Annotated in this window: 14 protein-coding genes; 9 read left to right on the forward strand and 5 right to left on the reverse strand. The window is 57.1% G+C overall.

Annotated features, from left to right (window positions below; genetic code table 11):
• Together nuoF and nuoE are read right to left on the reverse strand one after the other, a co-directional pair.
• Positions 1 to 1,803, reverse strand: a complete 1,803-nt coding sequence (gene nuoF, locus FPV09_RS06555) for an NADH-quinone oxidoreductase subunit NuoF (protein ID WP_148882792.1) — start codon at positions 1,801 to 1,803, stop codon at positions 1 to 3.
• The gene (nuoE, locus tag FPV09_RS06560) at positions 1,796 to 2,260 is read right to left on the reverse strand and encodes an NADH-quinone oxidoreductase subunit NuoE (protein ID WP_058937877.1); all 465 of its coding nucleotides are present in this window, start codon (positions 2,258 to 2,260) and stop codon (positions 1,796 to 1,798) included. The genes nuoF and nuoE overlap by 8 nt, the downstream gene beginning before the upstream one ends.
• A gap of 167 nt (positions 2,261 to 2,427) precedes the next feature.
• Between nuoE and shyB the strand changes: the two genes are divergently transcribed.
• From shyB to FPV09_RS06600, 8 genes are all read left to right on the forward strand, one after another.
• Positions 2,428 to 3,432: an NAD(P)-dependent hydrogenase/sulfhydrogenase 2 subunit beta gene (gene shyB / locus FPV09_RS06565; protein ID WP_148883735.1), complete on the forward strand. Its 1,005-nt coding sequence runs from the start codon at positions 2,428 to 2,430 to the stop codon at positions 3,430 to 3,432.
• Positions 3,429 to 4,304 (forward strand): NAD(P)-dependent hydrogenase/sulfhydrogenase 2 subunit gamma, encoded by an 876-nt coding sequence (shyC, locus tag FPV09_RS06570; protein ID WP_148882793.1) that lies wholly within the window; start codon positions 3,429 to 3,431, stop codon positions 4,302 to 4,304. Before shyB ends, shyC begins: the two co-directional genes overlap by 4 nt.
• Positions 4,301 to 5,041: an NAD(P)-dependent hydrogenase/sulfhydrogenase 2 subunit delta gene (gene shyD, locus FPV09_RS06575; protein ID WP_148882794.1), complete on the forward strand. Its 741-nt coding sequence runs from the start codon at positions 4,301 to 4,303 to the stop codon at positions 5,039 to 5,041. The genes shyC and shyD overlap by 4 nt, the downstream gene beginning before the upstream one ends.
• Positions 5,038 to 6,285, forward strand: coding sequence for an NAD(P)-dependent hydrogenase/sulfhydrogenase 2 subunit alpha (gene shyA / locus FPV09_RS06580; RefSeq protein WP_148882795.1), 1,248 nt, complete (start codon positions 5,038 to 5,040; stop codon positions 6,283 to 6,285). Before shyD ends, shyA begins: the two co-directional genes overlap by 4 nt.
• Positions 6,286 to 6,397: 112 nt before the next feature.
• Complete coding sequence (locus FPV09_RS06585; protein ID WP_148883736.1) at positions 6,398 to 7,087, forward strand: DUF257 family protein; 690 nt, start codon at positions 6,398 to 6,400, stop codon at positions 7,085 to 7,087.
• The gene (locus FPV09_RS06590; protein ID WP_148882796.1) at positions 7,062 to 7,727 is read left to right on the forward strand and encodes a DUF257 family protein; all 666 of its coding nucleotides are present in this window, start codon (positions 7,062 to 7,064) and stop codon (positions 7,725 to 7,727) included. Before FPV09_RS06585 ends, FPV09_RS06590 begins: the two co-directional genes overlap by 26 nt.
• A 4-nt stretch (positions 7,728 to 7,731) precedes the next feature.
• Positions 7,732 to 8,049: a tRNA-binding protein Pbp11 gene (gene pbp11 / locus FPV09_RS06595; protein ID WP_148882797.1), complete on the forward strand. Its 318-nt coding sequence runs from the start codon at positions 7,732 to 7,734 to the stop codon at positions 8,047 to 8,049.
• 9 nt (positions 8,050 to 8,058) lie between these two features.
• On the forward strand, positions 8,059 to 8,907 hold the full coding sequence (locus tag FPV09_RS06600) for a TatD family hydrolase (protein WP_148882798.1): 849 nt from the start codon (positions 8,059 to 8,061) through the stop codon (positions 8,905 to 8,907).
• On the opposite strand, the gene rtcA is transcribed toward FPV09_RS06600, so the two are convergent.
• The gene (gene rtcA / locus FPV09_RS06605) at positions 8,904 to 9,932 is read right to left on the reverse strand and encodes an RNA 3'-terminal phosphate cyclase (protein WP_148883737.1); all 1,029 of its coding nucleotides are present in this window, start codon (positions 9,930 to 9,932) and stop codon (positions 8,904 to 8,906) included. The genes FPV09_RS06600 and rtcA overlap by 4 nt on opposite strands.
• An 89-nt stretch (positions 9,933 to 10,021) precedes the next feature.
• On the opposite strand from rtcA, the gene FPV09_RS06610 reads away from it, so the two are divergent.
• Positions 10,022 to 10,612, forward strand: a complete 591-nt coding sequence (locus FPV09_RS06610; protein ID WP_148882799.1) for a hypothetical protein — start codon at positions 10,022 to 10,024, stop codon at positions 10,610 to 10,612.
• On the opposite strand, the gene FPV09_RS06615 is transcribed toward FPV09_RS06610, so the two are convergent.
• Both FPV09_RS06615 and FPV09_RS06620 read right to left on the reverse strand, forming a co-directional pair.
• A complete protein-coding gene (locus FPV09_RS06615) occupies positions 10,593 to 11,435 on the reverse strand; it encodes a hypothetical protein (RefSeq protein ID WP_148882800.1) in 843 nt (280 codons plus the stop codon). The two genes, FPV09_RS06610 and FPV09_RS06615, sit on opposite strands and share 20 nt — an antisense overlap.
• Positions 11,436 to 11,544: 109 nt before the next feature.
• Positions 11,545 to 12,057 carry a metallophosphoesterase gene (locus FPV09_RS06620; RefSeq protein WP_058939813.1) on the reverse strand — a complete coding sequence of 171 codons (513 nt, stop codon included), beginning with the start codon at positions 12,055 to 12,057 and terminating at the stop codon, positions 11,545 to 11,547.
• Positions 12,058 to 12,093: the final 36 nt, after the last annotated feature.

The raw sequence follows: 12,093 nt of genomic DNA on the forward strand, positions 1-12,093 counted from the left end.
TCACTCACCCCCCGCATCGACTATCTCTATGGCATTGAACCGGCACACCTCGTAGCAGGTCCCGCACTTGATGCACTCATCCTGGTTGATGACGTGGGGCTTGAGCCTCTCGCCGCTTATCGCCTTCACCGGACAGAAGATCGCACATGCCGTACAGCCGGTGCACTTGTCGGCGATGATGACATACTTGATGAGCGGCTTGCAGACCTTGGCCGGGCACCTTCCTTCGATGTGAGCCAGGTATTCGTCCCTGAAGTAGCGGAGCGTTGTGAGAACAGGATTCGGGGCGGTCTGTCCGAGGCCGCAGAGCGAACCCGCTTTGACCTGATAGGCAAGCCGTTCGAGCTTTTCGAGGTCTTCCTCCGCTGCCTCGCCCTTGGTGAACTTGTCGAGTATTTCCCACATCCTTTTGGTACCCAAACGGCAGAAGGTGCACTTTCCGCAGGACTCCTTCACCGTGAAGTCGAGGAAGAACTTGGCGACGTCGACCATACAGGTGTCCTCGTCCATGACGACCATTCCGCCGCTCCCCATTATCGCGCCGGTCGCGTTCACGCTCTCGTAGTCAACGGGCGTGTCGAAGAGATACTCAGGAATGCAGCCTCCAGAGGGACCGCCGAGCTGAACCGCCTTAATCCTCTTGCCTGTCTTCGTCCCGCCGCCTATCTCATAGAGTATCTCCCTCAGCGTCATTCCCATAGGCACTTCGACGTTTCCGCCGTGCTTTATCTTACCTGAAAGGGCGAAGACCTTCGTTCCCTTGCTCTTCTCGGTTCCTATCGAGGCGTAGGATTCCCAGCCGTGCTTGATTATCCACGGCACGTTTGCCCACGTTTCCACGTTGTTGATGTTGGTCGGCTTGCCCCAGAGACCCTTTTGGGCCGGATACGGCGGCCTCGGCCTCGGCATTCCGCGCTTGCCCTCTATCGAGGCTATCAAAGCGGTTTCCTCACCGCAGACAAACGCTCCAGCACCTTCTTTGATGACGATGTCGAAGGAGAAGCCACTTCCAAGTATGTTCTCTCCTAGGAAGCCCCTCTCGCGCGCCTGCTTCAGCGCTATCTTCAGCCTCCTTATGGCGAGCGGATACTCAGCGCGGACGTAGATGAAGCCCTTCGTCGCTCCAATCGCGTAGGCGCCGATTATCATGCCCTCGATTACCCTGTGCGGGTCGCCTTCGAGAACGTTCCTGTCCATGAAGGCTCCGGGGTCGCCCTCGTCGGCGTTGCAGACGATGTACTTGACGTCTCCCTTAGCTTCTCTCGCGAACTTCCACTTTAGGCCGGTTGGAAATCCTGCTCCACCCCTTCCGCGGAGTCCGGACTTCATGATGACGTCTATTATCTCCTCCGGCTCCATCGTGAGGGCCTTTTTCAGCGCCTCGTAGCCGCCAGCCTGGATGTACTCGTCGATGTTCTCGGGGTCTATGTAGCCGGAGTTTTCGAGCACTATCTTCTTCTGCTTGGCGAAGTAGCCATCAACGTCCCAGGTTTTCCTCTCGCCGTTCTCCCACCAGTCGCGCTTGACTATCCACTCCTCGACGGGCCTTCCGTTGATGACGTGCTCCTCTATAATCCTCGGAACCTTCTTCGGGTCGACGTGGCCGTATGTGATTATCTCATCATCGGTAATTATGTCAACGAGGGGCTCGCGGTAGCACATACCGACGCAGCCGACTATCTTGAGCTTCACGTCGAGGTTTCTCTTCTCAAGCTCAGCCTTTATGGCCTCGTAGGTTTCTCTCGCGCCGGCGGCTATCCCGCAGGAGTTCATGCCGACCGCTATGGCCTTGATTTCAGACATCGAGCTTCCCCTCCCTGAGCTTTCTCATCAGTTTCCTGACTTTATCCGGCGTGAGCTTGCCGAAGACCTTGTCGTTTATCATTATGACCGGTGCCAAGCTGCAGCATCCGAGACAGGCGACGCGCTCAAGCGTCACGAGGCCGTCCTCGGTTGTCTGCCCCTCTTCAATTCCAAGCTCCTCAGTTATGGCCTGGGATATGTTCACCGCACCGTTGACATGGCATGCTGTTCCGTGGCAGATTTTGACGACGTATTTTCCGAGGGGCTCGAAGCGGAACTGGGCGTAGAAAGTCGCGACGCCGTAGACCCTGCTGAGCGGGACACCGACGTAGTTCGCGATCTCCTCAAGGGCCTCCCTGGGAAGGTAACCGAAGCGCTCCTGGGTTCTCTGGAGAAGAGGGATTAGGGAACTCGGTTCCGGCGGATAAGAGCGCATGTAATCGAACGAGGCTTCCATCTCGCATCACCACGGGATTTTCTCAAAAGAGTCTCAACTTTAATGTTTATAAGCGTGCACTAAAGTACAAGTTTGTAACATCTGGTTGGTAACCATTCGTTTGAAAAATTCTTAAATCGATTCTTTACAAACTTAAAATTGTAATCCCATTTAAGGCGGTGATGCCCTTGAGATATATAAAATTGCCCTCCGAAAACTTTGGGAAGTTCTTCAAGTCCCTTGGGGAATGGGGTACCTTGTATGCCCCGGTCAAAAGAGGGGGCATCTATTCTTTCCAGGAAGTGCACGACCCGGCGGAGATAGCGCTGGACTACAACAGAACCATGCTTCCGCCGAAGAAGTTTTTCTTCAGACCCAAAGAGGCTATTCTCAGGCTGAAGAACGGCCGCTGGGAGGAAGAAGTCGAAGCAGAACCGACGGTTCTCTTCGGGCTCCACTCCTGTGACATTCACGGTCTTAAGATACTCGACAAGGTATACCTCGACGAGCCGGCCGATCCGTACTACAAGAGCAGGCGCGAGAAGACTTTAATAATAGGAATAAGCTGTATGCCCGACGAGTACTGCTTCTGCAAGAGCCTCGGGACGCACTTCGCAATGGACGGCTTCGACCTGTTTCTCCACGAGCTTCCCGACGGCTGGCTGGTCAGAATCGGGAGCGTCCGCGGCCACGAGATAGTCTGGGAGAACGGTGAGCTGTTCGAGGAGGTGACCGACGAGGACCTCGCCAACTTCAAAGAGTTCGAGGAGAAGCGCGCGAAAGCCTTCCAGAAGGAGCTTCCACAGGAAGGCCTCGCCGACATGCTCGATTTAGCGTACAACAGCCCCGTGTGGAAGAAGTACGCGGACATCTGTCTCGCCTGCGGCAACTGCAACATGGTCTGCCCGACGTGCCGCTGCTACGAGGTCTGCGACAGCTGGATGGACGCCTACAGCTCGGTGCGCGAGAGGCGCTACGACTCGTGCTTCATGGAGAACCATGGGCTCGTTGCTGGAGGCCACAACTTCAGGCCTACGCGATTGGACCGCTTCAGGCACAGATACTACTGCAAGAGCTACTTCGACCCCACGGCGGGCTACAACTGCGTCGGCTGCGGCCGCTGCGACGAGTTCTGCCCGGCGAAGATAGAGCACGTTAAGGTTCTTGAAGAGGTAAGGGGGTCCCTGAAATGAGCGAGAACCCGTACCAGACGTACGACGCAAGGATTCTCGAAGTGAAGGACTTAACGTCGAGGGAGAAGCTCTTCACACTGCGCTTCCTCGACCCCGAGGTTGAGGCCAAGTTCGACTTCAAGCCAGGGCAGTTCGTCATAGTCGATATCCGCGGCTTCGGCGAGTTCCCGATAAGCATCTGCTCTTCACCCACGAGGAGGGGCTACTTCCAGCTCTGCATCAGAAAGGTCGGCAGGATGACCAAGTTCGTCCACAAGATGAAGGAAGGGGACATCGTGGGAATCCGCGGGCCCTACGGAAACGGATTCCCCATGGAGAAGATGGAGGGCTCCAACCTGATACTCGTTGCAGGTGGCCTCGGGATGGCACCCCTCCGCTCGGTGCTCTGGTACGCAATCGACACCGGCAAGTATGAGAACGTTTGGCTGCTCTACGGAACCAAAGCCTACGAGGACATACTGTTCCGCGACGAGATAATACACCTCCTGAAGCACGGCGAGGCCATGAACTGCTCGGTAAAGCTAGCATACGAGGTTGAGAGCCCATCGTGCATCTACCTCGAACAGGGCTTCTCAGACAGGGTGTGCAAAGGTGTCGTCACAGACCTCTTCAGGGGCGAGGAGTTCGACGTTAACAAGGCCTACGCCCTCATCTGCGGCCCGCCGGTTATGTACAAGTTCGTCATAAGGGAGCTCCTAGACAGAAAGCTCTCACCGGGCAGGATTTACATGACCCTAGAGAGGCGCATGCGCTGCGGAGTCGGCAAATGCGGCCACTGCGTCGTCGGAACCAGCGTCTCCATGAAGTACATCTGCCAGGACGGCCCGGTCTTCACGTACTGGGACGCTCTCTCCACGAGGGGGTTGATATGATGGACAAGCTCAAGTTGGGGGTTTTCGAGCTTACCGACTGCGGCGGCTGTGCCCTCAACATGCTCTTCCTCTACGAAAGGCTCTTCGACCTCCTCGAATTCTACGAGATAACCGAGTTCCACATGGCAACAAGCCTCAGCGAGGGGAACCACTACGACGTCGCCCTCGTAACCGGAACCGTCTCGACCCAGCGCGACCTGAACCTGCTCAAAGAGGCGAGAAACCACTCGGAGTACCTCATCGCCCTCGGAACCTGCGCAACCCACGGCTCGGTTCAGGGGAGCGTTGAGCTACCCATCAGGGAGAAGCTGAAGGCAGTCTACGGGGACGACGGCAACCCGATGCGTGCCCTCGACTCAAAGCCGGTCGTAGAATACGTAGCCGTTGATTTCGCCCTTCCTGGATGCCCGTACGACAAAAACGAGGTCTACCAGGTGCTCATGGACATAGCCAAGGGCATCGAGCCCGTCAGGAAGGACTACCCCGTCTGTCTGGAGTGCAAGCTCAACGAGTACGAGTGCGTCCTCGTCAAGAAAGGCCTTCCCTGCCTCGGCCCGATAACCTACGGCGGCTGCAACGCCGTCTGCGTGCGCTCGGGTCTGGGATGCATCGGCTGCCGCGGTCCGCTGCCCGGAGAAGTGAACCCTGCGGGCGAGTACGAGATACTCAAGGAGCTCGGCTACGATGATGAGTACATCGTAAGGAAGTTCAAGACCTTCGCGAGGTGGGAGCCATGATAATCGAACTCCGCGAGTTCACGAGGGTTGAGGGCAACGGAAAGGCTGAGATAGTCATCGAGGAGGGCGAGGTAAAGGACGTCAGGCTTAAGATCATCGAGGGGCCGAGATTTTTCGAGCTTCTGACCCTTGGAAGGCACTACTACGACGTTCCTGACCTCGAGGCCAGAATATGCGCCATCTGCTACCTCTCCCACAGCGTCGCCTCAGCCCTCGGGATAGAGCGGGCCTTCGGCGTTGAAGTCCCGGAGGAGATAGCCCTCATCAGGGAGCTCGGACTCATAGGCGAACTGCTTGAGAGCCACGCGCTACACCTGTACCTCCTCGTTGCGCCGGACGTGTTCGGCTACCCCGACGCCATAAGGATGGCCACGAAGCACGGGGAGCTGGTGAAAGAGGGCCTCGCCCTGAAGGCCTTCGGCAACAGGATAAGGGTGCTGGTAGGCGGCAGGGAGATACACGGAATAAACGTCAAGCCCGGCGGCTTCGGCAGGTATCCAACGGTGGAGGAGCTCGAGAGGGTGGAGACGGAAAGCGAAGCCCTCCTCAGGCTGGCCAGGAGGGCTGTGAGGCTCTTCGCTCAACTGGATCCCTACGGCGCCCAGGCAAAGCACTTCGTTGCCACCGACGGCTACCTCTGGGGCGAAAAGCTGGTCTCGGACGAGGAAGGAGAGTTCCACTACACAGAGAGGATAGGAGAGCGCTCCCTCGTTTACAGCTTCGCCAAGCAGAGCCGCTACAAGGGCGAGGCCTTCTTCGTCGGAGCGCTGCCGAGGCTGCTCCTCAAGTCGGAGATGCTCACCCCCAGGGCCAAGAGGCTCTTTGAGGAGCACAGGGAAAAACTGGAGACCGGCTACGTCAGCTACAACAACCTGGCCCAGGCGATAGAGCTTGTCTATTCCCTCGAGAGGGCAAACGAGATAGCGAAGACCCTTCTCGACAGGGGCATCGAAGGGGAGAACATCCCGGTTGAGCCCAGGGAGGGCGAGGGGATAGGCTACGTCGAGGCCCCGAGGGGTGTTCTGATACACCACTACAGGATAGACGGAAGCGGCAACATCGCTTACTCCAACATAATAACCCCAACCGCGCTGAACCACGCGATGATGGAGGCCAGCCTACTGGAAGAGGCAAGGAAATTGTACGGTGAGGCCGACGAGAGGGCGATGATAGGAAGGCTCGAGGAGACCGTCAGAGCATTCGACCCGTGCATCTCCTGCTCCGTGCACCTAGTGAAGCTCTGAAGCGTTGTTTTTTATTTTAATTTAGTCTAAAACCTCAAATCCAGTGCACAAACCTCAGATTCTCCCAAAATGTTTATATCACTCCATGGTAAAACTCTGAAAGGTGAGAACCATGGAGCAGCTCGAGGAGCTTTTCAGGATAGTCGATCTGGTACAGTCCGGGGAGAGCGTTCTCGTGAAGTACCATCCCTCCTACGCACCCGAGTTCCTCGTTCTTTTGCTGATAGAGTACGGGAGGAAGAGGGACGTCCCGATAGTCATAGATGATAATTTTGATTCCCTTCACGTGCTTCAGAAGCACCTCAGGTTCTGGGGAATCGAGGAGGATTTCAGCGATGCACTCGTCGTGAAATCGGGGGGCAGGATAAACGTTGGAAACGTCATAGCCAACGTGGAGTTCAGCTCGGAGCCGCTTGTTTACATAAAAAAGTATGAAGAGACCATGAAAAATGCACTCGCCGAAATTAAAGACTCCATAAACATTGCCCTCGGCCTAGAAAGGCTCTTTGCCTTCATCCACAGCCCCAGAGAGTACTATCTGTTCATAACTGAACTTCAGAAGATGCTCGGGAACACGAAGAGAAAGGCGGCGTACCTGATGAACACGGAGGTGGCCTCAACCCTGGAGTTCAACCCCCTGCCGGAGCTGGAGTACATAGCGAGCACCGTTGTGGAGATAACCCCCACCCCGGTCAGTGCAAAGGTCACCTTCCTGAAAACACCGGTAAGGGAACTCCTGGGGAGGGAGTATGAGGTGAGCCTGGAGGGGATGCTCGATGCTTTCCACGGAAAGGGTCTATGAGTACCTGGACAGCGTCTTTTTCGGCGATGTGATCCTAGTGGAGAACGAATCCCCCTACGGGACCGCCCTGATGACCCGCCTGATAGCGGAGTACGGAAGAAAGAAGGGGGTACCCGTTTACGTGGATGATATCCTGGATTCGCTTCACGTAGTCAGGGAACATCTCCGGTTCCTGGGAATAGAAGAGGATTTCTCAGACGTCCGCGTCATAAAAACAGGCGGGGTCAAGAGCATCGGAAACGTCGTGGCGAGGATAGGCATAGAGAGCGACGCCGCCAGGTATCTGAACCAGCACAGAGAGGCCCTCAAAGAAGCGGCCCCCAGTGAGAGATACATACACATAACCCTCGGCATAGAGAGACTGTTCGCATTCTTTGAAAGCAAACGCGAGTTCTACATGATGACCGGGGCCATAAAGGAGCGGCTTGGGGACGAGAGCCACGTCTCGTTCTACATACTGAACAGAAGTGTAGTTTCCGCCCTCAGAACCAACCCGATACCGGAGCTGGAGGAGATAGCCACAACCGTCGTAAGGATTCAGCTGCGGAACAAGCGGCACGCCCTCGTCTTCGCCAAGGGGCCTACCCTTCGGATAGTCGACGGCGACATGATAGCATACCTGGACGGGAGTGCAAGGTGAGAGCATGGGAATACTGGACCGGCTGTTCGGCAGGGGCAGAAACGGGGGAGATGTTCAAATCGTCTCCCGAAAGCCCGCGGGCAGGTTCCAGGTGGTTGGGGTAACCTACGTCCTCGGAAAGCAGGTTTTGGGCGGCGTTGTGCTTGAGGGCGTCATATACCCCGGTTACAAGCTCAAGGGTGGGGGAATAGCGCTCGTGAGGGAGATACACCTCCAGAACAGGAAGGTAGATTTCGTCGTGGAGCACGACGAAGCGGCCCTGGTTCTCGAGGGAACGCTGAAGGTCAAAGAGGGTGAAATCATAGAAGTTTACCAGTCGTGAGGTGATGGCATGATAATCTGGGACGACCACTTCCACGTTGACCCATACAAGGGCATCTTTCTTGAGGCCGTGAGGCAGTTCCACAGGGCAGGAGGGACACATCTCGTCGTCGTCTACAAAACCGCCCATGATTACGGCTTTTCGGGGCTGAGGGCGGAGGACTTCATGAATGCGATGGACTTCCACATCGGGCTCGTCGAGAAGATAAACAAGGAGACGCCCGTCAAGGCCTATGCCGTCGTCGGTGTGCACCCTGCGGAGTTCGTTTATCTTGCGGAGCAGAAAGGCCTTGAATACGCCAAAAACGAGGTCATGAAGGCCCTTGAATACGCCCAGGGGCTGTGCATGGAGGGGAAGGCCATAGCCATAGGCGAGATAGGCAGGCCGCACTACGAGGTGAGCGAAGAAATCTGGAACGCCAGCATCGAGCTGATGAAGTACGGGATGAGCCTTGCCAAGGAAGCCGACTGCGCGGTTCAGCTCCACACCGAGAGCTTCGACGAGGAGAAGTTCAGGGAGCTTGGGAAGTACGTGAGGGAAGTTGGAATAAAGCCGTATAAGGTCGTCAAACACTTCTCGCCGCCCCTCGTGAAGGTGGCCGAGGAGGTCGGCGTCTTCCCGAGCATAATAGCCAGCAAGAAGAACATCAAGGAGGCAATAGAGCAGGGAAACAGGTTCATGATGGAGACGGACTACATAGACGACAAGCGCCGTCCGGGAGCAGTGCTCGGGCCGAAGACCGTGCCGAAGAGAACGAAGGCATTCCTCCAGAACGGCTTATTCACAGAGGAGGACGTTTACAAGATCCACATGGAGAACCCGAGGAAGGTCTATGAGGTAGAGGTGGAGGAGGATTAAACCTCCGCCCGCTTCATCACCCTCACAATCCCGGGTTCGCCGATTTCTCCCTCCACCTCGAAGATCTTGCCCAGAAACTGCTCCACAACCCAGACGTTTGTGACGAGGTGGCTGGTGATCTCGGCAACGCCTATTTCTCCGCCGGCGAAAGCTAGAAACGGTATCAGCTGGTCTCCAAGGAACCTGTCAACCGCTTTTCCGCCCGTCAGCTGGTCGAGGAGTTCATCGGCGGCTTCCCTGCCGACAACTTCGGCAGGCTTTCCGCGCTTTCCAAGGGCGTCTCCGCCGAGTCTCAGCGAATCGGTTTCCGCCCAGAGGACGATACCGCTTCCCGGCCCAAGGGAGCGAGAAACTTCGGTCTCTATCTCAACGGGGGCGCTGTAAAGCTCCTCAAGCCTCTCCTCTGCAGCCCTCGCCTGTCTCTCGGCGACGTGGGCGGGTAAATTGGTGGCATGGCTTATCCCTGCGAAGCGCTCTATCCTACCCCACTCAATGGCCTTCAGGGGTTTCCTCTCTTCCCAGGGCTCGACCCTTCCAGTGACTAGGCCACCGCCCTTCGGGTAGTGGCCGCGCCTCTTGAGGTCCACCTCGGCCTTAATCCCCATCTTCCCAAGGGCGTAGAGCGTTACGTTCTTCAGGTAATCGACCGGCGGGCTCCAGGGGACGTCGGTTCCGCCTGTTATCTCAAAGCTTCCACCGATGAATGCCATCGCCGGAAGTATGGCCTGAAGGACAAGGGTCACACTGCCGGCGGTCTTTATCGGAACGCGGATGCGCTTTGGCTCGGCCTTTCCGGGTATGAACTCAAGGACCGTCGAGCCAACCTGGGCACCCTTAACCCTCGCGCCGCTCAGCTCCTTCAGGGCCAGAATTCCGTGGAGGTGCTGCGGTCTGAGACCGGGGTTCGGCCGGTTAGCGCGAATCTTGACGACTTTAACGGGCTTTCCGGTGATGACGGAGAGAGCTATGGCGGTCCTCAGTATCTGCCCTCCACCCTCGCCGTAGGAACCGTCTATCACTATCACCCTTCTCACCGTTATTAGTTTCGGCGGGACCGCTAAAAACCTTGCCGAAAGGCTTTTACTCTACGGAACGAATTTCAGGCGGTGTGAGTATGGACGAACTTGAGTTCTGCATCAAGAGCATGAGCTATCCCCTGGGAATGCTCCTGGAGGGGTCCGGAAGAAGACATGGAGAATTCGTCAGGGTAACGCGAAACTGCATCACCCTCCCGGAGATTCCCTTCGCCGCCCTCTGCTACCTCACAGGAATAGCCCTCTACGACTCCCTCGACTTCGTGGACAAAAAGCGTCTTCAAAACGACTATAGGGCCATTGAACGGTTCCGAAGGAAGATGCTGGGCTCGAAGCTCGGGGACGTTCTCAGGCCCTATATAGAAAGTCCCGGACGCCACATATTCCCCGGGGAGAGGCTGGCGATAGACTGGCTGGAGTTTGAGGCGAGGAGAAAGAAAGTTGAACCGTACCTCGAGAGGATAGTGGAGCTTGAAAAAACCACCGGAAGCAGAGAGGGTCTGCTGAAAGGAACGGAGTTTCTCGGCGAGCTTAGCCCGGACCAGGGGCTTCTGCTTGTGTACATCGCGGAGGACGAAAAGCTCCGGGGACTGATAAACGCGGCCCTCGGAAAGAACAATCCCCAGTTCAGGGAGGCCGTGATTCGATACTTCAAGGCTCTCCAAGGTTAAGCCGCACCGCGAGGGCCAGGGCCTCCCTCTCCCCCAGACCCCTCTTCTCCACGAGCACCCGGACGAGACGCGCGAGGGCCTTCGCGTTCCTCAGGCCGAGCTTCTCCGGAGGGTAGTCAAGGAAGTATCCCGCGCCGACCTCGAAGCCGAGCATCGCCGACAGCTCGGCGGCGAACTCGTCCGGCGAGAGAGGGGGGAGCCTGAGTACGACTGGAAACTCAAGGAATCCGTATTTCCCGGCATCCTTCGTCTCAATCACAACCGGGTAATCCCTCGCCTCCGCCAGAATCTCGGCGACCCTATCGACGGGGGGTTCTCGCAGAAGAACCGCGCCCTCTGGCAGGAGTTCATCCAGCTCGATCCCCCGCAGGTTCTCCACGAGCGTATCCAGGCCGAGGGAGAGAACGTCCTCCGGCAGTATTGCCTGCGGTTCAAATTCCGGACCAGTTCCGGCTTTCTCGGAGGTTATCCTGCGGTAGAGGTCCTCGCTCACCAGGGTGAACTGGTAGACCCTATCGACACCCTCAAGGTACAGCACACCGTTCGAGAGCAGGCGGAGGCCGAGCCTCGAGAGGGATGCGCCCAGAGATGACTCACTCCGCGTTGTTATCGCCGCCTTCCCCCCGGTTTCCTCGATCCCCCTGCTCACGAGGCGATAGTCGCTGGGGAACAGACCCTTCGCGCTGAAGAACTCCTCAAGCGTTTCCTTTGCCTTCTCCTCGCTGACCGCATAGACCTTGATGAACTCGACGCTCCCGGACCGATCCACACCTATCAGCACAACCGCGTCGCGCCTTTCCTTCGGAATCAGTATATCCTCCATACCCATCGCCGGTTCGTTTCTGCTGATTCAAAGAGGCAAAAATCGAGAGTGCAGGAAGCTCAGCAGCCCTTCAGCGGTGCTAGTTAGAGACGCTCGTTAGAGGCGCTCTTTAGAGACTCATTGCGCCCAGGAGCTCCCCGGTGTCGAGGTTGACTATCTGCACCTCCCTCTTCCTGGTGTCGAGCAGGGCGACGCTCTTCACTCCGGTGACGTAGCCGCAGACCTCGCCGGGGTTGACGAGTATAGTCCTACCCACCTCGCGTATCTCGTAGCGGTGAGTGTGGCCGACTATGACAACGTCGTAGAGTCTGCTCCTGGCCAGCGCGCGGACGATGCGCTCGTCGGTGCCGTGTGTCACGGCTATCTTCATTCCGTCGGCCTCGATTTCGAGTATCTCATCGTAGATGTCCAGTGCCTCATAGAGGCCTTTCCTTTCGCCGTCGTTGTTCCCAAAAACACCCCTGAGCGGCGCCCTGAGCTTCTTGAGCTCCCTGGCAACGAACGGGGCGACGTAGTCCCCGGCGTGAATAACCAGCTCAACGTTCCTTCCGTTGAACAGCTCGACCGCCTTCGCGATTGCCGGGAGGTTGTCATGGGTATCGCTCATTATACCTATCAGCATGCTCTCACCTGCGCTGGAATAGGGCGGCGGGGCTTA

Source organism: Thermococcus aciditolerans, assembly GCF_008152015.1.
Lineage (GTDB): Archaea > Methanobacteriota_B > Thermococci > Thermococcales > Thermococcaceae > Thermococcus > Thermococcus celericrescens.

Excerpts from the sequence above, each read along its gene's own strand:
- nuoF (WP_148882792.1), bottom strand. The coding sequence starts at position 1,803 with ATGTCTGAAATCAAGGCCATAGCGGTCGGCATGAACTCCTGCGGGATA.
- nuoE (WP_058937877.1), bottom strand. The coding sequence starts at position 2,260 with ATGGAAGCCTCGTTCGATTACATGCGCTCTTATCCGCCGGAACCGAGT.
- shyC (WP_148882793.1), top strand. The coding sequence starts at position 3,429 with ATGAGCGAGAACCCGTACCAGACGTACGACGCAAGGATTCTCGAAGTG.
- shyD (WP_148882794.1), top strand. The coding sequence starts at position 4,301 with ATGATGGACAAGCTCAAGTTGGGGGTTTTCGAGCTTACCGACTGCGGC.
- shyA (WP_148882795.1), top strand. The coding sequence starts at position 5,038 with ATGATAATCGAACTCCGCGAGTTCACGAGGGTTGAGGGCAACGGAAAG.
- FPV09_RS06585 (WP_148883736.1), top strand. The coding sequence starts at position 6,398 with ATGGAGCAGCTCGAGGAGCTTTTCAGGATAGTCGATCTGGTACAGTCC.
- FPV09_RS06590 (WP_148882796.1), top strand. The coding sequence starts at position 7,062 with ATGCTTTCCACGGAAAGGGTCTATGAGTACCTGGACAGCGTCTTTTTC.
- pbp11 (WP_148882797.1), top strand. The coding sequence starts at position 7,732 with ATGGGAATACTGGACCGGCTGTTCGGCAGGGGCAGAAACGGGGGAGAT.
- FPV09_RS06600 (WP_148882798.1), top strand. The coding sequence starts at position 8,059 with ATGATAATCTGGGACGACCACTTCCACGTTGACCCATACAAGGGCATC.
- FPV09_RS06610 (WP_148882799.1), top strand. The coding sequence starts at position 10,022 with ATGGACGAACTTGAGTTCTGCATCAAGAGCATGAGCTATCCCCTGGGA.
- FPV09_RS06615 (WP_148882800.1), bottom strand. The coding sequence starts at position 11,435 with ATGGAGGATATACTGATTCCGAAGGAAAGGCGCGACGCGGTTGTGCTG.
- FPV09_RS06620 (WP_058939813.1), bottom strand. The coding sequence starts at position 12,057 with ATGCTGATAGGTATAATGAGCGATACCCATGACAACCTCCCGGCAATC.